Genomic DNA, 24672 nt, shown 5'->3' with positions numbered 1-24672 from the left:
GCAGTTCCCGCTGTGGATGAACCAGCTGGCGCTTTCGCTGCCGCGCCTGGAGCTGCTGCAGGCACGCGCACAGGCGCTGGGCGAAGACACCTGGCGCGTGCGCCTGGCGGTGTGCAACAGCGGTTTCCTGCCCAGCCATGTCACCCAGCAGGCGCTGCAGCGCGAGGTGGTGCGTGGCGTGGTGTTCGAGATCCAGCTGCCGCAGGGCGACCCGCATATCGAGCTGATCAGCGGCAAGCCGCGCGTGGTGGGGCCGCAGCTCGAAGGCCATGCGCCCAAGAGCAGCCCGCACCATTTCGTGCCGAGCAAGGAAGTGACTGCCGACCGTGCGGTGACCGAATGGCTGGTGCGCGCCCCGCGCGGCACGCGCCTGCTGCTGACGGCCCGGCATGAGCGCGCCGGGGTGGTACGGACCGAGTTGGTGCTCGACTGATCAGGCCAGCAGCCGCCGCGCCATACGGCCCAGGGATTCGGCGATGCGGTCGGTGGTGCTGGCCAAGTCCGTCAGGCGGGCGCTGGGCTTGAGCAGGCCGTTGTCCTGCAGGCCGGCGCGGAACAGCAACCATTGGTGCTGGGCCTGTTCCAGCTCTTGGCGCGCCTTGTCCGGCAGCGCTGTCGGGTTCAGGGCCTGCAGGGCAGACTGGAACTCCAGCAGCGACTGCTGCGCCCCCACCGCCACCTCGGCCGGCGGCTGGCGCAGCCCGGTGGCGGCGTAGTTCAGCTTGCCCACGCGCAGGGCACTGGCGCTGGCACGGGCCAGCAGGTCCACCAGGGCGCCGCGCTCGGCGTCGGCCACGGCGGAGGACAGCGCGGTGGTTACGAAGCCCAGCCGCGCGGCCAGGGCCTCGCTTTCACGCAGCACCTGGGTGGGCGGGGCCTCGCGGCGGTCCACGAAGAGCTGGGCATCTTCGAGCGCGCGCTCCAGTTGTGCCAGGCGCCGCCCGGCCAGGGCTGTGGGGCGCTGACGCGGGTCGGCCAGCTGCGCCAGCGTGTCCTGCAGGCGCGGGCGTTCTTTGCTCAGTTCCGTCCCGGCGCGCTCGGGCAGCAGGGGGCGCTCCAGCTCCAGCTTGGCGAGCCGCTCCACACCGATGCGCAGCTGGGCGCCCAGCAGCAGGGCGGATTCGGCGCTGCGCCCCTGGGCGAACAGGGGCAAGGGCATGAGCAGGACAGGAAGCAGGGCGCGGCGCGTCAGCATGGGGGGCTTGGTGGAAACCAGAAGGGCAGCCCATCTTGGCCGCCGCCCGTGACGGTCTGGTGACAAGCGCGGGTCACGCACCGGCTTTCGATAATGCCGGGATGCTCTCCTTCTCGCGCTGGCGTCTCTACCTTGATCTGATCCGCTGGAACCGCCCGGCCGGCTGGCTGCTGTTGCTCTGGCCCACGCTCTCGGCCCTGTGGCTGGCTGCCGATGGCTTCCCTGGCTGGCACCTGCTGGCGGTCTTCGTGGGGGGCACGGTGCTCATGCGCTCGGCGGGCTGTTGCGTCAACGATGTGGCCGACCGCGAGTTCGACCGCCATGTCGCGCGCACCGCGCAGCGCCCGGTCACCACCGGCGCCCTGCCCGTGAAGGAGGCCCTGGCCCTGGGCGGGCTGCTGGCCTTCGGGGCCTTTCTGCTCGTGCTGACGACGAACCCGCCCACCATCTGGCTATCCGTGCCGGCGCTGGCCATCGCCATCGCCTACCCCTTTGCCAAGCGCGTGCTGGCGATGCCGCAGGCGGTGCTGGGCGTGGCCTTCAGCTTCGGCATCCCGATGGCCTTCAGTGCGGTGCTGGGTGCAAACGACTGGCGCCCCGCCGCGGTGGCGGACGCGGTGCCCTGGGCGGCCTGGGGCTTGCTGTTGGCCAATTTGTTCTGGGTGCTGGCCTATGACACCGAGTACGCCATGGTCGACCGCGAGGACGATTTGAAGATCGGCATCAAGACCAGCGCCATCACGCTCGGCCGCTTCGATGTCGCCGGCGTGATGGTGTTCTACGCGCTGTTCCTGCTGGGCTGGGGCGCGCTGGGGCTGGGCTTCTTCGGCCTGGGCCGGGGGTTCGGTGCGGCCCTGGCCGTGGCGGCAGGTCAGGTGCTGTGGCACGGCCGGCTGATTGCTGAGCGTTCGCGCGAGGGCTGCTTCCGCGCCTTCCGGCTCAACCACTGGGTGGGGGCTACGCTGTTTGCCGGCGTGCTGATCGACCTCTGGCGTTGATCAGGGGCCGCGGCTGCTGTGCTTGAACACGCGCAGCACCGCCTTGCGGGCCAGATGGCGCGCCAGCAGCACGGGTGGCATGCGCAGGGCGTGCGCACGCAGGTACAGGCCCGCCGCGGCGAGGTGCTCGGGCAGGCGCCAGGCGGAGGGCAGCGGCGCTTGCAGCAGGCCCAGGTACAGCCAGTCCATCCAGGCCAGGCGCGCATCGCTCCAGCCGCAGTGCGCCTGCAACGCTTCCTGCAGGCCTGAGGGCAGCTTCTGGCCGAGCAGGCGCTCGCTGTAGCGCAAGCCCAGCAGCAGCGGCCACTCCAGCCCGTGCAGGCGTGCGCGCGCTTCCAGCGCAGGCCAGAAATCAGGCTGCTCGCTGTGCTCCTGCAGCAAGGCCTGTAGGTCCAGGAGATCGCGCAGGCCATTGCGCAAATCGCCTTCGTGGAACAGGTGGCTGGCGCAATGCAGCACCTGGTCGCAGGGGCCCAGACGCCGGAACGGGGTGCCCGGGATGGGCAGGCTGTCGGCCAGCAGGCGCTCGGCATCGGGCACGCGGCGGGCGCTGAGCGGCAGCAGGTTGTGGTGCACGTCCACCACGGTGCCGCGACGATGGTTCACCATCGGCGGCAGCTCGTGCATCCACTGCCGGTAGTAGCGCTGGTCGTAGGCCTCGGTGCCGCCGCTGGTCCAGCCGCGCGCCATCAACGCGGCTTCCACCGGCCCCAGCATCGTGCGGGGCACGAGCAGGTCGATGTCGCCGAACAGGCGGCCGCGGGCCGCGGGTTGGTCGGCCAGGGCATAGGCGCCCCCTTTGAGCAGCACCACGGGCAGTTGCAAGCCGTCCAGAGCCTCCGCCAGATGGTTGCATTCCCAGCGGATGGCATGCCGTTGGTGCTCGACCAGCCGGCGCGCGGCCAGGAGATGCGGCTGCACCGGTGCCGGCGCGCTGGGCGGTGCGGCCAGGGCCAGGCGACCGATCAGGTTGCTGGCGCGCGCCTGGCGCAGCAGGCCGTCCCAGTGGGCCAAGGGCAAAGCGGCCAGACGAGCCGGATCGCGCAGCAGGGGCAGCAGCAGGGCCTCAGTCATCGCCCTCGGGCTGCGACAGCCAATTGAAGACTTCCAGTGCGTCGTCCAACCGGCTGTACTGGAAGTCGTAGCACTCGCACTGGTCCACCAGCCGGGCGACGGTATCGAAGCCCAACTCACCCAGGATGGAGTAGTTGAAGGCGTTTTCGGCAAAGTGGGTGAAAGTGGTGACCTTGCTGCGCGGCGTCAGCAGCGGTTCGGCACCCGCCTGGTAGCGCGGGAACACGATCCAGCGGGGCCGTCCGGGCTCGTGCATGCGCTCTACCGCCTGAGGCGGCGGGGCCAGATGGGTGACGCGGCCCTTCTGGGTGTCATAGGCCTCGGGGGCCCAGCGCGCGCTGGGCTCAAAGGCGCGGATCAGATCGATCGACGCGTTCTTCAGATTGACCGGCCGGGCCAGCGCCAGTGCATCCAGGTTCGTGGGCTCGATCAGCGTCAGCTCGTCCGACAGCAGGCGCCAGCCGCGCAGCGCCAGGGCGGCGCACAGGGTGCTTTTGCCGGACCCCGGCGGCGCCGGCAGGATGACCACCTGGCCCTCGCGCTCCAGTGAAGCGGCGTGCAAGGTCAGCCATTGGTGGGCCGAGGCGGCCAGCGACCAGTTCAGCCCCCACTCCAGCATGGCCGGCGCTTGGTCGCGCGGCAGAGGTTCGAAGGGTGCCTGGTCGTCAATCCAGAACTGCACTTGTGGGCGCAGCCAGCGGCGCAGGTTGCGCGGTGTGCGCAGGGCCACGTGGTAGTCGGAAAAGGCCGGATCCAGCTCGCAGGGGTGGGCCGCGTAGAGGCCGTGGAGCGCACTGGCCACATCCGGCAGTTCGCAATGCAGCTGCCAGCTGACCGGGCCGCTCTGAATGGCCAGGCGACCGGTGCGCAGATGGGTGCGGAATTCCGCCAGGGAGAAGACCCCGACTCTGCGGTGGCGCGTCACGATCAGGAGCCGGGAAACAGGCGCTGCAGTTCTTGCACGGCGGCCGTTCGAACGGCCTCGTCGGCCGGCAGGCCGGCGGCCAGTTGCTCAAGCTCGGTCTCAGGTTGCTCCAACCAGGCCTCGAACAGGCTGGCCGTGGGCTCGCCCATGGCATGGGTGTCGCCCAACTGGCGGTCAAACACCACCAGCCCGTCTGGCCAACGTCGGATCAGAAAACGCTGTGGGCCCGCCAGTTGCACGCTCCGTTAGCCGACGATGCCGTTGGCCTTGAGGTAACCCACGATGCCGCCTCCGTTCGCGACCCCGTTCACCGTGATTGCGCTGCCGACCATGGTGTAGTCGGCATACCACTTGACACCAGCAGCGGGTTCGTAATAGCCCTTGGTGTCCCATTCATTCCAAATCCGCTTGACGCCATCGACGTCAAGAATGTGGGGCGGAATGACCGCGCCATTTCCGCCCTTGATGTTGAGGTAGGCCCCGACCAAATGCTTGCCTACCATGCCGTTATCGTTCGACAGCCCGGCCGCCACCTCCCACAGTTTCTTGGTGCCAAAAGTCGCACCAGAGAACACAGCGTGGAACGGGGTGTCGGGAGACCAAAGAGTCAGCGGCGGCGTGATCGTGTTCTTGTCCGGCCAGTGGTAGGCCGCATCCGTCTTGGTGGTGTGGTGGTGCCCGTAGTTGCCGGGCGACTCCGCGTTCGTGCACTCACCGTTCTTGCCCTGCTGTGACACGCTGGTATTGCGCGACAACGAGCGCGACGGCGTGAAACAGGTCACGCCCAGTGCCGGCTGGCTGGCCAGGGTGAGCAGGGTCGGCGGCACGACCACGCCGGCACCCAGAAAGCGGCGACGCGAACGGATCGGTTGCGGTTCGACGGAAGGCTGCTCGGGGCGTTGGGATTCGTTCATAAAGGCACCCTGAAGAACTGGTGGTTGGCGCTGGCCCTGCGCCACCGCGAAACGTGCTCCCGCGCACTGGAACGCTGCGGGCTTGACGTACTCTTGCGCCGAGAGTGTTTCACACATTCACAGACGAGGCACCGACCGGCAGGCCCCCGAATGGGTGGTGCGGCGACAGCACAAAGTCGCGGAAACAGCGCTTGGCATTAGGTCGGCAGCGCGCGCCGGAACTGGATCGCTTCCGCCACATCCGACACCTGGAGCTCGGTCCTGCCTGCCAGGTCTGCCAGGGTCCGCGCGACCCGCTGGACCCGGTGCTGGGCGCGGGCGGACCAGGCCAGGCGCGTAGCGGCCTGTTGCAGCAGTGTGGCGGCGGCAGGCGCCAGCGGGGCGTGCTCGTGCAGGGCGCCGGGCGGCAGGTCCGCATTGCTGCTGCCCTGCCGGTGCAGCGCGCGGGCACGTGCATCCGCCACGCGGGCTGCCACGGCGGCGGTGCCTTCTCCGCTGGGGGCCGCGGCCAGTTCTGCCGGTGCCAGCAGTGGCACTTCCACGAGCAGGTCCAGCCGGTCCAGCAGTGGGCCGGACAGCCGGCCCTGGTAGCGGGCCACCTGATCGGGCGTGCAGCGGCAGGCCTTGAGCGGGTTGCCGAGCTGGCCGCAGGGGCAGGGGTTCATCGCCGCCACCAGCTGGAAGCGGGCGGGGAACTCGCTGCTGCGGGCGGCGCGGGCAATGTGGATGCGTCCGGTCTCCAGCGGTTCGCGCAGGGCTTCCAGGGCCTGGCGGTTGAACTCGGGCAGTTCGTCCAGGAACAGTACGCCCTGATGGGCCAGCGAGATCTCGCCCGGGCGCGGCGGCGAGCCGCCGCCCACCAGCGCCACCGCCGAGGCACTGTGATGCGGGCTGCGAAAGGGCCGCTGTGCAAAGGCCTCGGGGCGGAAGCTGCCCACCAGGGACTGCAGGGCCGCTGTTTCCAGCGCTGCCTCGAAGGGCAGCGGCGGCAGCAGGCCGGGCAGGCGTTGCGCCAACATGGACTTGCCGGTGCCGGGCGGGCCGACCAGCAGCAAATGGTGCCCCCCCGCCGCCGCCACTTCCAGCGCTCGCTTGGGTCCGGCCTGACCGCGCACGTCGCGCAGGTCCAAGGCGGGTGCCGGCGCTGCTTCGGGGGCCGGCGCACGCAGGCAGGGCAGCGGGCCTTCCTTGAGGGCGGCGACGAGATCTAGCAGGTGCCGAGCGCCATGCAACTGCACGCCTTCGACCCAGGCCGCCTCGCTCGCACTGGACTCGGGGAGGACCAGGGCACGCGGCGACCCTTCGCTGCGCAAGGCCAGGGCCTGGGCCAGCGCACCACGCACCGGGCGCAGTTCGCCGCTCAGAGACAGTTCGCCGGCCCATTCCAACTGGTCCAGTTGGACGCCCTCGAGCTGGCCGCTGGCGGCCAGCAGTCCGATGGCGATCGGCAGATCGAAGCGCGCGCCTTCCTTCGGCAGATCGGCGGGCGCCAGGTTGACGGTGATGCGCCGGTCGTGCGGAAAGCGCAGGCCGCAGCTCGTGAGGGCGGCGCGCACGCGTTCGCGTGCTTCCTTGACCTCGGTGTCGGCCAACCCCACCAGCGTGAAGCTGGGCAGCCCAGGGGCCAGATGCACCTCTACGGTGACTGCCGGAGCGCTCAGGCCCGCCAAGGCGCGACTGTGCAGCAAGGCCAAGCTCATCGATTCCTCCCCTTTTTGCTGCGCGGATTCTGGCTGCACCGCAGCGCAAGCCGCCCGCACCAAAACAGTGCCAGGCGACGGCCAAGGCCCGGATCGGTGCGGTGCGCGGTGCGTGGCCTGCACCGCTTTGGAGCATGCGCGGGTGCCCAGCGCTGGCACGGAAGCTGCGAAACCCAGGCATCCCCCTTGGAACCGGAGCTTCTGCATGACTCGCATCGCCAAACTCCCGCTTGCCCTGCTTTGCACCGCTCTGGCGCTGCCGGCTTGGGCCGACGGCCCGCTGAGCTTCAACGCCAGCCTGACCAGCGACTACCGCTACCGCGGCATTTCGCAAAGCCGGCTGAAGCCGGCCCTGCAAGGCGGCGCGGATTTCGCCCATGACAGCGGCTTCTACCTGGGCACCTGGGGCTCGACGATCAAGTGGATCAAGGACTCCGGGGGCGACGCCAGCACCGAGTTCGACTTCTATGGCGGCTACAAGAAGGAGATCGCCGCCGGGCTCACGCTCGATGTCGGTCTCCTGAAGTACGTGTACTTCAACCATGAGCTGGCCGTCAGCCCAGACACCCTGGAGCTCTACGGCGCGCTCACCGCGGGCCCGGCCACGCTGAAGGTGTCGCGCAGCACCAGCAATCTGTTCGGCTTTTCCGACAGCAAGGGCTCGATGTACTACGACCTCTCGGCCACCTTCGATGTGGGCAACGGCTTCAGCCTGACGCCGCATGTGGGCCGCCAGACCGTCAAGCGCAACGGCAGCTACTCCTACACCGACTACTCGCTCACGCTGAACAAGACCGTGGGCGCGGTGACCTGGGGCGTGGCTCTCGTGGACACGAACACCGATGCCTACGTTGGCGCCAAGGGCAAGGACCTTGGCAAGGCCGGCCTGGTGTTGAGCGCCAAGCTCGCTTTCTGAAACCCAAGGAGACCCCCATGAAACTGATCACGGCCGTCATCAAGCCGTTCAAGCTGGACGAGGTGCGTGAAGCACTCTCGGCTATCGGCATCCAGGGCCTCACGGTCACCGAAGTCAAGGGCTTCGGGCGCCAGAAGGGCCATACCGAGCTCTACCGCGGCGCCGAGTACGTCGTTGACTTCCTGCCCAAGGTCAAGATCGAAGCCGCCGTCTCCGAAGGCGTGGTCGACCAGGTGGTCGAGGCCATCGAGAAGGCCGCCCGCACCGGCAAGATCGGCGACGGCAAGGTGTTCGTGCAGTCGCTCGAACAGGTCATCCGCATCCGCACCGGCGAGACCGGCGACGCGGCACTTTGACCCGCCCTCGAAGCGCCTGCGGCGCCTCCCCCTCAAGGGGGCGCCACCAGCGGCCCGGCAAAGCCGGTTCCGCGGTGGCACTTGATCAGGTCTTTTTCCTGCCCTCTTGGTGTCGCGTGGTCGACATGGAGAACTGAGATGAAAAAACTTCTATTGATGCTGGCGCTGAGCCTGGGCCTGTGCGCCTCGGGCTGGGCCCAGGATGCGGCCGCTTCGGCCGCTGATGCGGCCAGCGCCGCCGTGACGGCGGTGGCCGATGCGGCGTCTGCCCCCACTGCTGCGGCATCTGAAGCCGCGCCGGCCGCCGCTGCCGCACCGGCCCCCAAGGTCGACAAGGGCGACACCGCCTGGATGATGGTCGCCACCCTGCTGGTGATCCTGATGACGGTGCCCGGCCTGGCGCTGTTCTACGGCGGCCTGGTGCGCGCCAAGAACATGCTCAGCGTGCTGATGCAGGTGATGGTGACCTTCTCGCTCATCGTCGTGCTGTGGGTGCTGTACGGCTACAGCCTGGCCTTCACCGAGGGCAATGCCTTCATCGGCGGTACCGACCGGCTGATGCTCAAGGGCATCTGGGACAACGTGGCGGGCAGCTTCGCCCCCGCGGCCACCTTCAGCAAGGGCATCTACATCCCCGAGATCGTGTTCGCGGCCTTCCAGGCCACCTTTGCCGGCATCACCGCCTGCCTGATCGTGGGCGCCTTCGCCGAGCGCATCAAGTTCAGCGCCGTGCTGGCCTTCAGCGCGATCTGGTTCACCTTCAGCTACCTGCCCATCGCGCACATGGTCTGGTACTGGATGGGTCCGGACGCCTACAGCGCGGCCGCCGTGGCCGATGAGATGACGAGCAAGGCCGGCCTGATCTGGCAATGGGGCGCGCTGGACTTCGCCGGTGGCACCGTGGTGCACATCAATGCTGCTGTGGCCGGCTTGGTTGGTGCCTACATGGTGGGCAAGCGCGTCGGCTACGGCAAGGACGCCATCACCCCGCACAGCCTGCCGCTGACGATGACCGGTGCCGCCCTGCTGTGGGTGGGCTGGTTCGGCTTCAATGCCGGCTCGGCCCTGGAAGCCAACGGCTTCGCCGCCCTGGCCTTCATCAACACCCTGGTGGCCACGGCCGCGGCGGTGCTGGCCTGGTGTGTCGGTGAGGCCCTGCATCGCGGCAAGGCCTCGATGCTGGGCGCGGCCTCGGGTGCGGTGGCCGGTCTGGTGGCCATCACCCCGGCCTGCGGCAACGTGGGTGTGGGCGGTGCGCTGGTGATCGGTCTGGTGGGTGGCTTTGCCGGCCTGTTCGGCGTCACCAAGCTGAAGAAGTGGCTGGGCGCGGACGATTCGCTCGACGTGTTCGGCGTGCACGGCGTCTGCGGCATCGTCGGCGCGCTGCTGACCGGCGTGTTCAACAGCCCGGCGCTGGGCGGCCCGGGCGCGATGGGTGACTGGGTCACGGCGACCATGATTGCGCCGGAGGCCTACTCGATCGGCACCCAGTTCATGGCCCAGGTCAAGGCCGTCGGCCTGACCGTGGTCTGGAGCGCGGTGGTCTCCGTCGTGGCCTTCAAGCTGGTGGACCTGACCATCGGCCTGCGCGTCAGCGAAGAAGAGGAGCGCGAGGGTTTGGACATCGCCAACCACGGCGAGACGGCCTACTCGAAGTAAGCCGCAGTTCCTGCAAGAAAAAAGGCCGCCCTCGGGCGGCCTTTTTGCATGGGCGGAGCCTTACTGCAATGCGGGCCGGGCCTTGAGCATCACGGTTACCAGGTCCACCAGCTTGGCGGGGGCGAATGGCTTGGTGAGGAAGTAGTTGGCGCCGGCGCTCAGCGCGGCCTGCTTGTCGCGGCCCTCGGCATTGGCGGTCAGCATCAGCACCAGCACATGGCTGAGCTCGGGTTCGCCCTTCAGGCTGGCCAGCAACTCCAGGCCGTCCATGCCCGGCATCATCTGGTCCAGCACCACCAGGTCGGGCTTGATGGCGCGGGCAATCTGCAGGGCCAGCGCGCCGTTGGCGGCTTCGAACAGCGCGTGGCCGCTGTCTTCCAGCGCGTACCGCACCAGACGACGGATCTCGGCCTGGTCGTCCACGATCAGGATCTTGGCTTTCATGGCGGTCAGCATATTGCGTTTGCGATTCCGGCCCCCATCTGAGGGTGCTTCCTAGAATGGCCGGCACCCTGGAGAACCCGATGGTCCCGCATCTCATCACCGCCCTGACGGGGCCGATCAACGAACTGGAACAGCGCGTCCTGGAGTCCATGCCGGCCATCGAGCGCTGGTTCCGGCTCGAATGGATGGAGCACACCCCGGCCTTTTATTCGGCCGTGAGTCTGCGCAATGCCGGCTTCAAGCTGGCGCCGGTCGACACCCAGTTGCATCCGGTCGGTTTTCACCATCTGAGCGAGGCCATGCTGCCGCTGGCCGTGCAGGCGGCCATGGCGGCGATCGAGAAGATCTGCCCTGAAGCCAAGAACCTGCTTCTGATCCCCGACCCGCGACGGCGCAGCGCCGGTGCGCTGGCCAGCCTGGCCACGCTGGTGCGCATCTTTCACCAGGCCGGTCTGAACGTGCGCCTGGGCGCCCTGGAAGAAGGGCTGGAGGCCCCTGTGGAGCTGCCACTGGCCGAAGGCGGCTCGCTGCGGCTGGAGCCCCTGCTGCGCAAGCGCGGCCGCCTGCTGCTGAAGGACTTCGACCCCTGCACCATCTTGCTCAACTGCGAGCTGGCCGACGGCGTGCCGCAGATCCTGAAAAACCTGGACGAGCAGTACCTGCTGCCGCCCCTGCACGCCAGCGCCGCGCTGCGCAGCCGCAGCACCTACCTGGCCACCTACGAAGAGGTGGCCAAGCGCTTCGCCAAGCTGCTGGGCATGGACCCCTGGCTCATCAACCCCGTGCACGCGCAATGCGAGGCGCCGGACTTCCGCAGCGGCGCCGGGCTGCAGGCGCTGCAGGAGCAGGTTGAGACCATCCTGGGCAAGGTGCGCAAGAAGTACAAGGATTACGGCATCAACGAGAAGCCCTTCGTGGTGCTGAAGGCCGATGCCGCGCGCGGTGGGCTGGGCACCTTGGCGGTGCGCGACGCCAAGGAGCTGGAAGGCGCCGCATGGCCCGCCCTGGCGGCGCCGGCGCGGCTGCTGATCCAGGAAGGGGTGGCGACGCACGAGCGTCTGGAGGACGTGCCGGTCGAGCCGACCGTCTACCTGCTGGATCGCTATGTGATTGGCGGTTACTACCGCGAACTGGCCGAGCCGGGGCAGGCCTCACGCCCGGTTCCGCTGGCTTTTGCCGATTCGGCGCAGCTGGTGCGGCCGGGCGAGCGGGCGGGCGCCAGCGCGCCCAACCGCTTCTACATGTACGGCGTGGTGGCCCGGCTGGCCATGCTGGCGGCCAGCTACGAGCTGGAGCAGAGCGACCCCGACCGCGAGGAGCTCGAGAGCGCCCTGCCGGCCTGATCGGTACAGGCGCTCAAGCGGCCTCGACCTCGCGCGCCGCGCTGGCGAGTTGGCGCTTGAACGCCTCGACCCATGGGGACTGCGGGTTGCGCAGGTGCCAGACGCTGAGCTCGGCCAGCCCCAGGTCGGCCTCGAGCGGCAGGATCTTGACCAGGCCCTGTTGGGCCGCGAAGCGCGCCAAGGGCCGCGACAGGATGGCCAGCAGCGGCATGCGACGCAGCAGGGCCAGGCTCAGCATGGCGTCACCGCAGACGATCTGGTTGGCCGGTGGCGCCAGCCCAAGCCTGGACCAAAGCTGGTCGTGCAGGGCGCGTGTGCGCGTACCGGGCAGATGACCGATCCAGGCCTCGCCCTGCAGCGCGTCCCAGCTCCAGTGGCGCAGCTGGGCCAGGGGGTGCTGGGTGCTGATCACCAGCACCTCGGGCTGGCGCATCAGCATCTGTCCTTCCAGGTCGGTGGGCATTTCATGAGGCGGCAGGCGCGCCAGCACCAGGTCCAGCCGGCCCTGGCGCAGCTCGCTGATGAGGTCGCTCAGCGCATGCGTGCGCACCGTCAGGGTGATCAGCGGGTGCGCCTTCTTCATGGCGGCCAGGGCATCGGGCAGCACCTGGGGCAGGGCGGCGTTGGTGGCGCCGATCTGCAGCTCGCCCAGGGCGCCGTTGAGGATGGTGCGCATCTCGTCGCTGCTGCGCTGCAGCTCGCCTTCCAGGCGCCGCCCCAGGGCGATCAGGCGCTCCCCGAGCACTGTGGCGTGCACGCCGCGTTTGCTGCGTGCGAATAGGGTTTGCCCTAGGCCCTTTTCCAGCTCGGACAGGGTCTTGCTGACGGCGGGTTGGGTCACGTTCAGCAAGTCCGCGGCAGCACTCAGCTTTCCGGTCGCGTGCATGGCTTCCAGCACCCGCAGGTGGCGCAGGGTCAGGCGCCGCTGGACGAAGTCCAGCATGGCTTCCTGCACGGGAGGGTGTGCTGCATTCATAACCATCGGCAAAGTTTTGCAAACCAAGACTCATGGGGCCGCTCGTCATGGATGCCTAAGGTGCCTCCCCTTGGGGCGCAGCTGCGCGCGCCCTTTTTCAAGAGGAGTACGCATGTCGTTCAAGAAGAGCCTGATTCCCTTGGCCGTGCTGGCCATGACCCAGCAGATGGTGCTGGCCCAGGACGCCGCCAAGCTGGAGCGCGTCGAGGTCACCGGTTCGCTGATCAAGCGCACCGACAAGGAAACCCCGGCCGTGGTGCAAACCATCACCGCCGAGCAGATCCGCAAGTCGGGCTTCGGCACCGTGGAAGAGCTGCTGCGCGCCAATTCGGCGATCGACTCGGCCGGCTCGATCCAGGACGGCGCCGCCACCGGTTTCGTCAATGGTCTGGCCACCGCCTCGCTGCGTGGCATGGGTGCCCAGGGCACCCTGGTGCTGGTGAACGGCCGCCGCATCGCGCCGGCCGCCAACGTGGACGTGAACTTCGGCCGCGGCACGCTGCTGAACATCAACACCATCCCGAAGAGCGCGATCGAACGCATCGAGGTGCTGAAGGACGGCGCCTCGGCCCTTTATGGTTCGGACGCCATCGCCGGCGTCATCAACTACATCCTGAAGAAGGAATTCAATGGCCTGGACGCCTCGGCGAGCTTCGGCTCAGCCGATGACGGCGTGGGCCAGACCGCCAATGCCTCGATCGCCTATGGCCTGGGCAGTCTGGAAGACAAGGGCTTCAGCCTTTACGGCGGCATTGATGTCTCGAAACGCGACCGCGTGATGCACTCGGAGCTGAAGGACAAGGGCCTCTACGACCACTACAACGCCTACCGCAACCTGAACGGCGAGACGACCCGCTTCACGCCGGACAGCATTGCCTCGCGCTGGGCCAACTACTACCGCGTGCCGCCCAGCCTGACGGGCTCGACGACCTTGGATGGCCGCAGCGTGGCCAACAACGATGTCAGTGGTGCCAACTACCTGGGCACCATGCCGGGCTGCCCGGCCGAACTCACCGTGGGGCAGGGCGTGGCCAATCGCCCGGCCGGCTTCACCAACGCCCAGGCCTCGCTGCGCACGGGCTCCTGCCGTTATGTGCTGGACGACAAGGCCGAAGCCGTCAGCGAGCAGGACCGCATCAGCGGCCAGCTGCGCGCCAACCTCAAGCTGGGCAGCAGCTGGACCGGCTACGCCGACCTGATGCTGGGCCGCACCCAATCGACCAGCCTGAACGCCGAACGCGCCATCACCACCACGCTGGCCAGCCAGCAGGTACCGCTGGTGATCATCACGCCCAAGCTGGACGGCTCGCTGGCCCAGCGCGGCGGCATCGTCCTGCCGGTCACGCACCCGGACAACCCGACCCGTGGCACGGCCAACCCGCAGCCGGTGCAGCTGATGTACCGCTTCCATGATCTGCCGGCGCTGGACATCAACGAACAGACCGCGCTGCGCTTCGCCCTGGGTGCCGAAGGCAGCCTGGGCGCGTGGGACATCGACACCGCGCTGCTCTACAGCCGCATGGACAACAAGCGCACGCAGAAGAACCGCGTGCGCTCCTCGCTGCTGGATGCCTCGATCGCGGCGGGCACCTACCGCTTCAATGGCGAGGTGAACACCGCGGCGGCGATCGCCAGCGTCGCCCAGGACGCCATCAATGACGGCGATTCGAGCATCCTGTCGGTGGACGTGCGCGCCGGACGCGAGCTGTTCGCGCTGGCCGGCGGCCAGGCCTCGCTGGCCGTGGGCGCCGAGGCCCGCCGCGAGGAATTCAATGCCAATGCCGATGCCAACTACCTGGCCGGCGACTACGTCGGCCTGGTGGCCAACCTGGCCAGCGGCAAACGCAATGCCTACGCCGCCTTCGGTGAACTGAGCCTGCCGGTCGTCAAGGCCCTGGAAGTGCAAGCGGCCCTGCGCTTTGAGAACTACAGCGACTTCGGCAGCTCCACCACCGGCAAGCTGGGCTTCAAGTGGAACCTGCTGCCGCAGTTCCTGATCATGCGCGGCACCGCCTCCACCGGCTTCCGCGCGCCGGCCATCTCGCAGATCGGCAACGCCTCGACGGTGTCCTTCAACAACTTCCAGGACAAGCGCTACTTCGACCCGATCCGCTGCAACACCAGCAACGCCGCCAACCCGGTCAGCCGTGCCGACCCGCCCGATCTGCGCGACTGCAACCTGCTGAACTTCACCCAGGGCGTGCCGCTGGCGCAGCGCCCCGGCAATCTGCCCACCATGATTGCCGCCAACCCCGATCTGAAGCCCGAGACCTCGAAGGCGGCCAGCGTGGGCTTCGTGTTCTCGCCCACGCGCAACTTCGATGCCGGCCTGAGCTACTGGTACATCGAGCGCAACAAGGAAATCCGTCTGCAGCGCAGCTCGGACATCCTGGACGCCTACCTGGCCAACCCGGCCAACAGCGCCCAGATCGTGCGCAACCCCAACCCGGGTACCTGGCTGCCGGGCCAGGCCAACAGCGGTCCGATCCTGGCGGTGATCCGCAAGTACGACAACTTCAACTTCACCAAGACCGCTGGCCTGGACTTCGACCTGAATGCGCGCTTCCCGACCCAGGAAATCGGCCGCTTCACCCTGGCGGTGAACGGCACGCTGACCAAGCGCTTCGACGAGCAGATCCTGGCCGGTACCGCCCCGCGTGATCTGCTCGGCAGCTCGACCTCGGAAGTGCCCAAGCTCAAGGGCAATCTCCGCCTCGGTTGGGACGTCGGCGACTGGAGCAGCTGGGTGCGCCACAACCACACCTCGCAGCTTGCCCGCATCGGCACCACCGAGCCCTGCCTGACCTCGACCTCGTTGGCCGGTGCCTACCGCCGCGAGAACGGCAGCTGCTACGTGGGCGCCGAGCGCAGCTGGGACATGGGCGTGAGCTACACCGGGTTCAAGAACTGGGTGCTGGCGGCCAATGTGCTGAACCTGACCGACGACTACGGACGCTCAATCGACATCCCCAGCAGCTTCAACTTCTGGGACAGCGGTACGGCCAGCCAGATCGGCCGGCGCTACAACGTGTCGGTCAGCTACAAGATGGATTGACGGGCTTCAGAGCCCCGGCGGTCTGACTGAAGAGAGGGGCTTAGGCCCCTCTCTGCTTTTGGGCCTGCGCCGCGCGCATTCCGGCGGCCGCGCCGCAAGCGGCGACCGTAGCCAGCGCCTTCGCTGGCCCGGCTTGTCGTGCGTGGACAACGCGAAGGGATAAACCCTGAGTGGCGTGAGGGGCATATGAAACAAGCACTTGCAGAAGTCATGGGGTGACTTCCGGGTCCCGCCCGCTGGGCAAGGAGGGGGCGCTTGCCTAGCCTGCCCAGCTTTTGGGATTGGCGCCCCTGGTGCCCATGTGGAGACATTCGATGAAGCTTTGCCCTACTCCTCGCCGACATGTACTGGCCGCCGCCGCGCTGGCGCTGAGCGCGCAATGCGCCATTGCGCAGAGCGAATCGGCTGACGCCAAATTGGAGCGGGTGGTTGTCACCGGTTCCAGCATCAAACGCCTGGCTGCCGAGACCGCCTCGCCGGTGCAGATCGTCAGCCGTCAGGAGATCAAGCAGACCGGCGCCAATACCGTGCGTCAGGTGCTGGACACCATCACGGCCACCACCACGGGTGAGTTGCGTGACGATGGCGCTGCCGCCAGCTTCGCTTCCGGCGCTTCCGGGGTCTCGATGCGCGGCCTGGGCAAGGGCGCGACCCTGGTGCTGGTCAATGGCCGGCGCGTCGCGAACTTCGGCCTGGCCGATGGCGCCAAGGAAACTTTCGTCAACATTGACGCCATTCCCGCCGATGCCATCGACCGGCTGGAAATTCTCAAGGACGGCGCCTCGGCCCTGTATGGTTCGGACGCCATGGCCGGCGTGATCAACATCATCACGCGCAGCGAGTTCCGCGGCATTGGTGGCCAGGCCTCGTACCAGAGCGGCATCGATCCCAACATCGGCAAGCAGACCACGGCCAGCATCGTGGCCGGCATTGGCGATCTGGCCAAGGACCGCTTCAATGTGTTCGCCAACGTTGAGTACTACAAGCGCGAGCGCTACTTCCTGACCGATGTGATGGGCTACTACCCCGAGTGGCACAAGCGCATCGTCAGCCCGGCGTTCGGCGACCCCAGCCTGGTCTCTTATCCCGGGAACTTCTTCAACGGTTCGACCCGAGTGGCGAATCCGGCCTGCCCGAGCACGCAGCGCAACAGCGCCGGCGCCTGCACCACCGACATCAACGGCATCAACCAGTTTTCCGATGGTGCCGAACGCCTGAACAGCTTCATGATGGCGCGCGTGATGCTCGGCGACAACCTGGAGTTCTTTGGCGACGCTTCCTACTCCAAGACCCGGGTGGACTATCTGGCGACGCCGTTCGGCATCAATGCCCCGGCCACGCCGTTCCGCTGGTTCGATGGCAATGCGAAGGTGGTGCGTCAGGTCAACAAGCCGATGCTGCCGGTGGGCCATCCGCTCAATACCTTCACGCGCCCCATCGGCCTGGAATACCGCTTCATGGACCCCGGCCTGAGCTGGGAAGCGCCGGCCGAGGCCACGCAGTACCGTGTGCTGGCGGGTCTGAAGGGCACTTTCGGTGAGTGGGACTGGGAAGTCTCGGCCGGCCGCGTGGGCTCGGACGCGGTCAAGGAATCGCTGGCCCCGCATGCTGAGACCTTTATCAAGGCGATCGAAACCAACGAGTACAAGATCGGTGGCCAGAACAGCCCCGAGTTGCTCCAGCGCATGTTCCATAGCGCCGCCATCAATGGCGACAACTATCAGAACCACATTGACGCCAAGATGACCGGCGAGCTGATGCGCTTGCCGGCCGGTCCCCTGCAGGCCGCCTTCGGCATTGAGCACCGCGCCGAGCATGTCTACATCAAGTCGGTGGACGAGGTGATGCGCGCAGAGCTGATCGGCCGCGGTGCCCTCTGGGTGGAAGGCAAACGCGATCTGGACGCCGCCTACGCCGAGTTCGAGGGCCCGCTGGTCAAGAACCTGACGGCCAACGCCGCGGTGCGTTTTGACAAGGCCACCGGTTTTGATGGTCGCTTCTCGCCCAAGGCTGGTCTGCGCTGGGTGGTGAGCCCGCAGCTGCTGGTGCGCGGTACGGCCTCCGGTGGTTTCCGTGCCCCGAACATCCCGGAAACCCTGGGCAAGATCGGCGTCACCGGCTTCTTCAACAGTACCTACGACCCGAGGCGCTGCGACACCGCCACGCAGATTCGCGACATCCTGCGCACCGGCGACGCCAACGACCGCGCTGAGGCCACGGCGGCCTACAACAGCGGCTGTCTGGCTTCGGTGCCGGCGATGATCTCGGCCAACAAGAACCTGGAGCCCGAGCTGTCGCGTAGCTACACCCTGGGCTTCGTGTTCGAGCCGACCTCCGACACCTCGCTGGCCTTCGACTACTTCAAGATCGAGCGCCGCAATGAGATCAGCTCGCGCGATCCTTCCTATGTGCTGGACCGCGAGGGCAAGCCGGGTTACGAGGACCTGATCGCCCGCGCGCCGATTTCGGCGCAGGACAAGATCTGGTCCGATCGGGCCAACGCACTCAAGCCGGGCTCCAACATCGCCTGGGGTGCGGGATCGCTGATCACCCTGCTGCTGCAGTACGAGAACTTCGGCAAGACCGAGACCTCGGGCATCGACTTCGACATTTCCACTCGCTTCACGGGCGACCTCGGTACCCTGCGCCTGGGTCTGTCGACCACCTATGCGCTCAGCTACCGTGCATGGGACATCGACGAAGGCAAGTACCGCCCGAACACGGTGGGCCTGCGCGGTGTGCCGCGCATCAAGTCGGTGGTGTCGGGCGCTTGGACCACAGGACCCTGGACCTACGGCGTGCGCTTCAACTACACCTCCAGCACGCAGCTGAACTTTGACGAGACCGATGTGGGTACCTGGGCGCCGAGCGCCTGCGAAACCCGCCTGAAGCCGGGCGATCTGCCTTGCTATCTGGGTTCGGACATCACGACCCAGCTCAGCGTGGCCTATACCGGTTTCAAGGGCCTGACCCTGCGCGCCAGCATGGGCAACGCCTTTGGCGAGGAGCGTCCGGTGGATCTGCGTGGCGGCTACGGCGTGCGTCCGCGCACGGTGAAGATCGGCTTCGAGTACAAGTACTGACGCCAGGCGGTTCCGAGGCGACGGGGCCCGCAAGGTCCCTTGCCTCGGGATTCCGCACAACGGCATGGTGCGCCGCACAAAAACTCAGCGCACAATGCCCACTCCCTTGTTTGCGCGGCCCTTGCGGGCCGCCTTTCATTTGTGAGCTCCCCTGCTGTGCCGCGCTCCGCGGCCGCCCAAGCCGGCCTGACGCTCGGCGCCCTGGGCGTCGTCTATGGCGACATTGGCACCAGCCCGCTGTATGCGTTGCGCGAGGTCTTTCACTCCGCGCACCTACCGGTCTCGGCGGACAACGTGCTGGGCGTGCTCTCGCTGCTGTTCTGGACGATGACCCTGGTGGTCTCGTTCAAATACGTGCTGCTGATCCTGCGCGCCGACAACCATGGCGAAGGCGGGCTGATCGCCATGCTGGCACTGGCCACCCATGCGGTGGCCGACAAGCCGCCGCTGCGGCGCAGCCTGTTCTTGCTCGGCCTCTTCGGCACGGCGGTGTTCTTTGGTGATGCCGTCATCACGCCGGCGATGACGGTGCTGGGTGCGGTGGAGGGCATCGACGTCTATGCCCCGGCCTACCACGGGCTGATCCTGCCCTGCACCTTGCTGGTGCTGACCGGGCTCTTTGCCATGCAGCGCTTCGGCACCGGCGCGGTGGGCAAGGCCTTCGGGCCCATCATGATGGTGTGGTTCCTCAGCCTCGCCCTGTTGGGCCTGCCCTGGATCCTCAAGAACCCGGCGGTGTTGGCGGCGTTGAACCCGCTGTACGGCCTGCGCTTTGCCTTTGAGCATGGCTGGGTGGCTTTCGTCGCGCTGGGCGCGGTGGTGCTGGTGGTGACGGGCGGCGAGGCGCTGTATGCCGACCTGGGTCACTTCGGCAAGCGTCCGATCCGCTGGGCCTGGTATGGCGTGGTGATGCCGGCGCTGACGCTGAACTACTTCGGTCAGGGCGCGATGCTGCTGGCTGAACCCGAGGCGATCAAGAACCCTTTCTACTTGCTGGCGCCCGATTGGGCCGAGATCCCGCTCTTCGGCCTGGCCACGCTGGCGGCCATGGTGGCTTCGCAGGCGCTCATCACCGCGAGCTTCTCCGTCACCAAGCAGGCGATGCAGCTCGGCATCCTGCCGCGCATGCGCATCCACCACACCTCGGTGCGCGACATCGGCCAGATCTACGTGCCGGCAGTGAACTGGGCGCTGTTTGGCTTCGTCATCGTGGCGGTGGTGTTCTTCGGTTCCAGCTCCAAGATGGCCGGCGCCTACGGCGTGGCGGTGACGCTGGACATGACCATCACCACCATCCTGACCTTCTTCGTCATCCGCTACGGCTGGAAGTACCCGCTGCTGCTGTGCGTCGCGGCCACCGGCTTCTTCTTCCTGATCGACGTGCTGTTCCTGGCCTCGAACCTCCTCAAGGTGCCGGGCGGCGGCTGGTTCCCGCTGGCCATCGGCAGTTGGATGTTCACGCTGATGCTGACTTGGAAGCAGGGCCGGGCGCTGCTGTCCGACAAGCTGCGCCAGGACTCGATCGACCTGAAGAGCTTCCTCGATGCGGTGTTCTTCAGCCCGCCCACGCGCGTGCCGGGTACGGCGGTGTTCCTCTCGGGTGAGCAGGGCACCACGCCGAACGCGCTGCTGCACAACCTCAAGCACAACAAGGTGCTGCATGAGGAGAACGTGTTCGTCACCGTCAAGCACCACGAGCTGCCCTGGATCGGTTTCGAGCAGCGCGTGGAAGTGGAGAGCCTGGGCAACAACTGCTGGCAGGCCACGCTGCACTTCGGTTTCAAGAACGAACCCGACGTGCCCGAGGCGCTGGCCTTGCTGCGCGGCCGCGGCATCACGCTGGACGACATGGACACCAGCTATTTCCTGAGCCGCGACATCGTCATACCCACCATCGGCTCGGGCATGGCGATGTGGCGCGAGAAGCTGTTTGCCAGCATGCATCGCAATGCCGCCGGCATCGCCGACTTCCTGCACCTGCCCGCCAACCGCGTGGTGGAGCTGGGTTCCAAGGTTGAGATCTGACGCGGCGCCTGTGGGACTGAGCCGGCACGACTTTCCCGCCCTGGTGGCCGGCTTCGTCGCCGTGCTGGTGGGCTTCACCAGTTCGGTGGCGCTGGTGTTCCAGGCGGCGCAGAACCTGAACGCCTCCCCGGCGCAGACGGCCTCCTGGATCTGGGCCCTGGGCTTGGGCACTGGGCTGACGTCGCTGTACCTCTCCTGGCGCTACCGCCAGCCGGTGCTCACCGCCTGGAGCACGCCGGGCTCGGCCCTGATTGCCGCCGCACCGGGGCTGACGCTGGCCGAGGGCATCGGCGCCTTCGTGGTCTGCGGCGGGCTGATCGTGCTGGCCGGCACCACGCGGGGCTTCGAGCGCCTGATGAACCGCATCCCCGCCAGCATCGCCGCCAGCCTGTTGGCCGGGGTTCTGGCCCGTTTCGGGCTGGACGCCGTGACCCGCGCCCCGAGCAGCCTGCCCCTGGTGTTGGGCATGCTGTTGGCGTACCTGCTGGGCCGCCGCCTGTGGCCGCGCTATGCCGTGCCAGGCGTGCTGGCGGTGGGGGTGGCGATGGCGCTGAGCCTGGGGCAACTGGACCTGAGCCAGGTGCTCGCCGGCGGCTGGGCCGCGCCGATGTGGGTGACGCCCGTGTTCAGCCTGAACGCCCTGATCGGCCTGGCGCTGCCGCTGTTCGTCGTCACCATGGCCTCGCAGAACCTGCCCGGCGTGGCGGCGCAGCGCGCGGCCGGGGTGACGGCGCCGATCTCGCCCGTCATCACCACCACCGGCGTGGCCACGCTGCTGCTCGCGCCTTTCGGTGCTTTCGCCATCAACCTGGCGGCCATCACCGCCGCCATCTGCATGGGCCGCGAGGCGCATGAAGACCCGCAGCGGCGCTGGTTGGCGAGTGCCTCGGCCGGTGCGGTCTACATCTTGGTGGGCCTGGCCGGCGGGGCGGTGGTCGCGCTGTTCGCCGCCTTCCCCAAGGCCTTGGTGCTGGCGGTGGCGGCGCTGGCGCTGCTGGGGGCCATCGGCAACGGCCTGGCCCACGGCATGAAGGAGGAGGGCGAGCGCGATGCCGCGGTGTTGACCTTCCTCGTCACGCTCTCGGGCATCCAGATCGCCGGCATCGGCGCGCCCTTCTGGGCGGTGCTGGTGGGCCTGCTGGCGCTGCTGCTCAGGAAGCGCTAGGCCTGTCCGGGCTCCTCGATCGGCCCGTCCCGGGCCTGCTTGGCCATGCTCAGCGGCTCCCGGTTCTTCATCTTGCGGCCGCTCCGGCCGGCATTTCTTGACACAAGACAAATACGAATAATTCGCATTTGTGGAAAATGCAGGCCTACTCTGCCGCTGTGCCATGACTCTCGACCGCCTGCCGCTGCGCCTGCGCGCCACCATCCGTCACCTCCAAGAGGCACCGGCCGATTGGCAGCGTGCCCTTCAGGACCTCGGCTTCGTGCCGGGCGAGACGGTGCAGGTGCTGCGCCGCGCGGCCCTGGGCGGTGACCCGCTGGTGGTGCAGGTGGGCGCCAGCCGCTTTGCGCTGCGCCGTGCCGAGGCGGCTTGCGTCGCGCTGGACGGCGACGCCGCGGCGCGCTGATGCAGCAGGCCGTCGTCCACCTCCATCCGGCCGGCCGCCTGCTGGCCCTGTTGGGCAACCCGAACTGCGGCAAGACGGCGCTCTTCAACCGCCTGACCGGCAGCCGCCAGAAGGTGGCCAATTACGCCGGGGTCACGGTGGAACGCAAGGAGGGCCGGTTGCAAACGCCCGCCGGCGCAAGCTTGCGCCTGCTGGACTTGCCCGGCACCTACAGCCTGCACCCACGCAGCCCGGATGAGCAGGTGACCCGCGATGTGCTGGCCGGCACGGCCAAGGGCGAGAAGCGCCCGGACCTGCTGCTGTGCGTGGTGGACGCCAGCAATCTGCGCCGCCACCTGCGCCTGGTGCTGGCCGCGCAACGCCAGGGCCTGCCCTGCGTGGTGGTGCTGAACATGGCCGATGTGGCCGAGCGCCGCGGCCTGAGGATCGACCCTGAAGCCCTGGGCCGCGAGCTGGGCCTACCGGTGCTGCGCAGCGTGGCGGTGGACGGCGTGGGCGTGGAGGCCCTGCGTGCGCTGCTCGACGAGCCGGCGACTTGGCAGCCCGCCGCGCCGCCGCCCCAGCCCGAAGCCGAGGATGGCGCGCGCATCGCCGCCATCCTGCAGCGCCTGGGCCTGGATCAGGCCCTGCCGCCCGGCCCGACCGAGCGCATCGACCGCTGGGTGCTGCACCCGGTGCTTGGCCCGCTGCTGATGGCGCTGCTGATGTTCGGCATGTTCCAGGCAGTGTTTGCTTGGGCCGAAGCGCCGAAGGCCTGGATCGAAACCGGCGCCGCCTGGTTGGCCGCGGGCCTGAACTCCCATCTGGCCGAGAGCTGGCTGCGCAGCCTGCTGGTGGACGGCCTGATCGCAGGGGCCGGCGGGGTGCTGGTCTTTCTGCCGCAGATCCTGATCCTGTTTGGATTCATCCTGGTGCTGGAGGAGAGCGGCTACCTGCCCCGCGCGGCCTACCTGCTGGACCGCTGGATGGGCGGCCTGGGCCTGTCCGGCCGCAGCTTCATCCCGCTGCTGTCCAGCTTCGCCTGCGCCATCCCCGGCATCTTGGCCACGCGGGCCATCGCCAACCCGCGCGACCGTCTCGTCACCATCGCCCTGGCCCCGCTGATGACCTGCTCGGCGCGTCTGCCCGTGTACGCACTGCTGATCGGTGCCTTCATTCCGCAGCGCCGACTCTGGGGCGGCATCGAACTGCAGGGTCTGGTGCTGTTTGCGCTCTACGCCGCCGGCATGGCCAGTGCGGCCGGCGTGGCCTGGGTGCTCAAGCACTTCACAGCCCGTGGCCAGGTGCGCACGCTGATGATGGAGCTGCCCGAGTACCACTGGCCACGCTTGCGCAATCTCGCCATCGGCCTGCTGCAACGGGCCTGGATCTTCATCCGCCGCCTGGGCGGCATCATCCTGGTGATGACGCTGGCGATCTGGGCGCTCTCCAGCTACCCCGCCGCCCCGCTGGATGCCCCGCGCCCGGCGATCGAGTACAGCTGGGCCGGCCAGCTGGGCCGTTGGCTCGCGCCGCTGTTCGAACCGATCGGCTTCAACTGGCAGATCGTCATCGCGCTGATTCCCGGCCTGGCCGCGCGCGAGGTCGCGGTGGGCGCGCTGGCCACGGTCTACGCGGTTTCCAGCGAGGGCAATGCCCTGGCCGGTCTGATCGCCCAGCAATGGAGCCTGCCCACCGCGCTGGCCCTGCTGGCCTGGTATGTGGTGGCGCCGCAATGCCTGAGCACCTTGGCCACCATGAAGCGCGAAACCGGTGGCTGGGCCCTGCCGCTGGGCGTGGCGACGGCCTACTTCGGCCTGGCCTACGGCGCGGCCGGACTGACCCACGCGCTGGCGCGGGCCAGCCTCTGAATCAGAGGCCTGCCGCCGGCGCCTTGCGACGCCGTTGCCGGGCGCGTGAGCCTTTGCTTCAGCGCTGCCCGGCCGCCTGGGCGGCGCGCGCCTTGGCGGTGTAGGTCTGGTAGGCCGGCAGCGCGATGGCGGCGACGATGCCCAGGACGAAGATCCCGGGCAGGATCAGCCCCAGCAGCTTGATGCCCAGCGTGTTGGGCGGCGGCGGGGGGCCAAATCGATTGGCGCTCTTGCTGCCCGGTACAAAGATCCAGATCAGGCCAATGACGGGAATGATGGCGGTGATCGACCACCAGCCGCTGATGTTGATGTCATGACAGCGCTTGATGCCGGTGATCACGGTGAACCAGATGTAGGGGATCAAGCCCAGCAGGGCGATGAAGGGGCCGATCGCCCCCATCCCCACGGCCAGCAGCTGAAAGAGCAAGGCCGCACCGGTGATGTAGGCCAGGTAACGCAGCCGTCCGATGCGCCCCTGATGCGAGAAGAGCTTCAGCTCTCCCACGCCCTCAGGGGATTGCATGTCCGCCACCTGGGCGCGCGGCGGGGCGAATTGGTTCAGATTGGTCTCGCTCATGGGTTCTCCTT

General features: G+C 68.0%; 20 protein-coding genes and 1 pseudogene. 12 read left to right on the top strand and 9 right to left on the bottom strand.

Annotation, left to right across the window (positions count from 1 at the left end; all coding sequences use genetic code 11):
* Positions 1 to 433 (top strand): annotated as a pseudogene (locus ACE3QP_RS11930) (carboxypeptidase); the annotation flags it as partial.
* Here ACE3QP_RS11930 and ACE3QP_RS11925 read toward each other — a convergent pair.
* Positions 434 to 1195, bottom strand: coding sequence for a hypothetical protein (locus tag ACE3QP_RS11925; RefSeq protein WP_374436317.1), 762 nt, complete (start codon positions 1193 to 1195; stop codon positions 434 to 436).
* A 101-nt stretch (positions 1196 to 1296) separates the two neighbouring features.
* Between ACE3QP_RS11925 and ubiA the strand changes: the two genes are divergently transcribed.
* The gene (gene ubiA, locus ACE3QP_RS11920) at positions 1297 to 2193 is read left to right on the top strand and encodes a 4-hydroxybenzoate octaprenyltransferase (RefSeq protein WP_374436315.1); all 897 of its coding nucleotides are present in this window, start codon (positions 1297 to 1299) and stop codon (positions 2191 to 2193) included.
* Here the strand turns inward: ubiA and ACE3QP_RS11915 are convergent, their stop codons facing one another.
* The 5 genes from ACE3QP_RS11915 to ACE3QP_RS11895 all read right to left on the bottom strand — a co-directional run bounded on the left by ACE3QP_RS11915 (position 2194) and on the right by ACE3QP_RS11895 (position 6806).
* Positions 2194 to 3267: a nucleotidyltransferase family protein gene (locus ACE3QP_RS11915; protein ID WP_374436310.1), complete on the bottom strand. Its 1074-nt coding sequence runs from the start codon at positions 3265 to 3267 to the stop codon at positions 2194 to 2196.
* On the bottom strand, positions 3260 to 4192 hold the full coding sequence (locus ACE3QP_RS11910; protein ID WP_374436307.1) for an HprK-related kinase A: 933 nt from the start codon (positions 4190 to 4192) through the stop codon (positions 3260 to 3262). The genes ACE3QP_RS11915 and ACE3QP_RS11910 overlap by 8 nt, the downstream gene beginning before the upstream one ends.
* Before the next feature lie 2 nt (positions 4193 to 4194).
* A complete protein-coding gene (locus ACE3QP_RS11905; protein ID WP_374436305.1) occupies positions 4195 to 4377 on the bottom strand; it encodes a hypothetical protein in 183 nt (60 codons plus the stop codon).
* A 60-nt stretch (positions 4378 to 4437) separates the two neighbouring features.
* Positions 4438 to 5106, bottom strand: a complete 669-nt coding sequence (locus tag ACE3QP_RS11900; protein ID WP_374436303.1) for a hypothetical protein — start codon at positions 5104 to 5106, stop codon at positions 4438 to 4440.
* Between the two features lie 197 nt (positions 5107 to 5303).
* Entirely contained in the window at positions 5304 to 6806 is a 1503-nt protein-coding gene (locus tag ACE3QP_RS11895) for a YifB family Mg chelatase-like AAA ATPase (protein WP_374436301.1), read from the bottom strand.
* 205 nt (positions 6807 to 7011) lie between these two features.
* Between ACE3QP_RS11895 and ACE3QP_RS11890 the strand changes: the two genes are divergently transcribed.
* The 3 genes from ACE3QP_RS11890 (at position 7012) to amt (ending at position 9737) form a co-directional block, all read left to right on the top strand.
* A complete protein-coding gene (locus ACE3QP_RS11890) occupies positions 7012 to 7722 on the top strand; it encodes a TorF family putative porin (protein WP_374436299.1) in 711 nt (236 codons plus the stop codon).
* Between the two features lie 17 nt (positions 7723 to 7739).
* Positions 7740 to 8078 carry a P-II family nitrogen regulator gene (glnK, locus tag ACE3QP_RS11885; RefSeq protein ID WP_198111138.1) on the top strand — a complete coding sequence of 113 codons (339 nt, stop codon included), beginning with the start codon at positions 7740 to 7742 and terminating at the stop codon, positions 8076 to 8078.
* Positions 8079 to 8216: 138 nt separating this feature from the next.
* Positions 8217 to 9737, top strand: coding sequence for an ammonium transporter (gene amt / locus ACE3QP_RS11880; protein ID WP_374436295.1), 1521 nt, complete (start codon positions 8217 to 8219; stop codon positions 9735 to 9737).
* A 60-nt stretch (positions 9738 to 9797) separates the two neighbouring features.
* Here amt and ACE3QP_RS11875 read toward each other — a convergent pair whose 3' ends face one another.
* Complete coding sequence (locus ACE3QP_RS11875) at positions 9798 to 10181, bottom strand: response regulator transcription factor (protein ID WP_374436292.1); 384 nt, start codon at positions 10179 to 10181, stop codon at positions 9798 to 9800.
* 80 nt (positions 10182 to 10261) lie between these two features.
* On the opposite strand from ACE3QP_RS11875, the gene gshA reads away from it, so the two are divergent.
* Positions 10262 to 11524 carry a glutamate--cysteine ligase gene (gshA, locus tag ACE3QP_RS11870; protein WP_374436291.1) on the top strand — a complete coding sequence of 421 codons (1263 nt, stop codon included), beginning with the start codon at positions 10262 to 10264 and terminating at the stop codon, positions 11522 to 11524.
* Positions 11525 to 11537: 13 nt separating this feature from the next.
* Here gshA and ACE3QP_RS11865 read toward each other — a convergent pair whose 3' ends face one another.
* The gene (locus ACE3QP_RS11865; protein WP_374436289.1) at positions 11538 to 12500 is read right to left on the bottom strand and encodes a LysR family transcriptional regulator; all 963 of its coding nucleotides are present in this window, start codon (positions 12498 to 12500) and stop codon (positions 11538 to 11540) included.
* A 112-nt stretch (positions 12501 to 12612) separates the two neighbouring features.
* On the opposite strand from ACE3QP_RS11865, the gene ACE3QP_RS11860 reads away from it, so the two are divergent.
* The 6 genes from ACE3QP_RS11860 (at position 12613) to ACE3QP_RS11835 (ending at position 24084) form a co-directional block, all read left to right on the top strand.
* On the top strand, positions 12613 to 15555 hold the full coding sequence (locus ACE3QP_RS11860) for a TonB-dependent receptor plug domain-containing protein (RefSeq protein ID WP_374436287.1): 2943 nt from the start codon (positions 12613 to 12615) through the stop codon (positions 15553 to 15555).
* A 314-nt stretch (positions 15556 to 15869) separates the two neighbouring features.
* Positions 15870 to 18638: a TonB-dependent receptor plug domain-containing protein gene (locus ACE3QP_RS11855; protein WP_374436285.1), complete on the top strand. Its 2769-nt coding sequence runs from the start codon at positions 15870 to 15872 to the stop codon at positions 18636 to 18638.
* Between the two features lie 156 nt (positions 18639 to 18794).
* A complete protein-coding gene (locus tag ACE3QP_RS11850) occupies positions 18795 to 20663 on the top strand; it encodes a potassium transporter Kup (protein ID WP_374436282.1) in 1869 nt (622 codons plus the stop codon).
* A 10-nt stretch (positions 20664 to 20673) separates the two neighbouring features.
* A complete protein-coding gene (locus ACE3QP_RS11845; protein WP_374436281.1) occupies positions 20674 to 21828 on the top strand; it encodes a benzoate/H(+) symporter BenE family transporter in 1155 nt (384 codons plus the stop codon).
* Between the two features lie 163 nt (positions 21829 to 21991).
* A complete protein-coding gene (locus ACE3QP_RS11840) occupies positions 21992 to 22234 on the top strand; it encodes a FeoA family protein (RefSeq protein WP_198111147.1) in 243 nt (80 codons plus the stop codon).
* Positions 22234 to 24084 carry a ferrous iron transporter B gene (locus ACE3QP_RS11835; protein ID WP_374436274.1) on the top strand — a complete coding sequence of 617 codons (1851 nt, stop codon included), beginning with the start codon at positions 22234 to 22236 and terminating at the stop codon, positions 24082 to 24084. Before ACE3QP_RS11840 ends, ACE3QP_RS11835 begins: the two co-directional genes overlap by 1 nt.
* A 58-nt stretch (positions 24085 to 24142) precedes the next feature.
* Here the strand turns inward: ACE3QP_RS11835 and ACE3QP_RS11830 are convergent, their stop codons facing one another.
* A complete protein-coding gene (locus ACE3QP_RS11830) occupies positions 24143 to 24661 on the bottom strand; it encodes a DUF805 domain-containing protein (protein WP_374436271.1) in 519 nt (172 codons plus the stop codon).
* Positions 24662 to 24672: the final 11 nt, after the last annotated feature.

Source organism: Inhella sp. (genome assembly GCF_041912635.1).
GTDB lineage: Bacteria > Pseudomonadota > Gammaproteobacteria > Burkholderiales > Burkholderiaceae_C > Inhella.
This window is presented reverse-complemented; position numbering and strand designations above follow the sequence as displayed.

What these genes read in the sequence shown, in the direction of transcription:
- ACE3QP_RS11835 (WP_374436274.1), top strand. Translation starts at nt 22,234, where the DNA reads ATGCAGCAGGCCGTCGTCCACCTCCATCCGGCCGGCCGCCTGCTGGCC.
- ACE3QP_RS11925 (WP_374436317.1), bottom strand. Translation starts at nt 1,195, where the DNA reads ATGCTGACGCGCCGCGCCCTGCTTCCTGTCCTGCTCATGCCCTTGCCC.
- ubiA (WP_374436315.1), top strand. Translation starts at nt 1,297, where the DNA reads ATGCTCTCCTTCTCGCGCTGGCGTCTCTACCTTGATCTGATCCGCTGG.
- ACE3QP_RS11830 (WP_374436271.1), bottom strand. Translation starts at nt 24,661, where the DNA reads ATGAGCGAGACCAATCTGAACCAATTCGCCCCGCCGCGCGCCCAGGTG.
- amt (WP_374436295.1), top strand. Translation starts at nt 8,217, where the DNA reads ATGAAAAAACTTCTATTGATGCTGGCGCTGAGCCTGGGCCTGTGCGCC.
- ACE3QP_RS11860 (WP_374436287.1), top strand. Translation starts at nt 12,613, where the DNA reads ATGTCGTTCAAGAAGAGCCTGATTCCCTTGGCCGTGCTGGCCATGACC.
- ACE3QP_RS11890 (WP_374436299.1), top strand. Translation starts at nt 7,012, where the DNA reads ATGACTCGCATCGCCAAACTCCCGCTTGCCCTGCTTTGCACCGCTCTG.
- gshA (WP_374436291.1), top strand. Translation starts at nt 10,262, where the DNA reads ATGGTCCCGCATCTCATCACCGCCCTGACGGGGCCGATCAACGAACTG.
- glnK (WP_198111138.1), top strand. Translation starts at nt 7,740, where the DNA reads ATGAAACTGATCACGGCCGTCATCAAGCCGTTCAAGCTGGACGAGGTG.
- ACE3QP_RS11895 (WP_374436301.1), bottom strand. Translation starts at nt 6,806, where the DNA reads ATGAGCTTGGCCTTGCTGCACAGTCGCGCCTTGGCGGGCCTGAGCGCT.
- ACE3QP_RS11875 (WP_374436292.1), bottom strand. Translation starts at nt 10,181, where the DNA reads ATGAAAGCCAAGATCCTGATCGTGGACGACCAGGCCGAGATCCGTCGT.
- ACE3QP_RS11915 (WP_374436310.1), bottom strand. Translation starts at nt 3,267, where the DNA reads ATGACTGAGGCCCTGCTGCTGCCCCTGCTGCGCGATCCGGCTCGTCTG.
- ACE3QP_RS11900 (WP_374436303.1), bottom strand. Translation starts at nt 5,106, where the DNA reads ATGAACGAATCCCAACGCCCCGAGCAGCCTTCCGTCGAACCGCAACCG.
- ACE3QP_RS11865 (WP_374436289.1), bottom strand. Translation starts at nt 12,500, where the DNA reads ATGAATGCAGCACACCCTCCCGTGCAGGAAGCCATGCTGGACTTCGTC.
- ACE3QP_RS11855 (WP_374436285.1), top strand. Translation starts at nt 15,870, where the DNA reads ATGAAGCTTTGCCCTACTCCTCGCCGACATGTACTGGCCGCCGCCGCG.
- ACE3QP_RS11840 (WP_198111147.1), top strand. Translation starts at nt 21,992, where the DNA reads ATGACTCTCGACCGCCTGCCGCTGCGCCTGCGCGCCACCATCCGTCAC.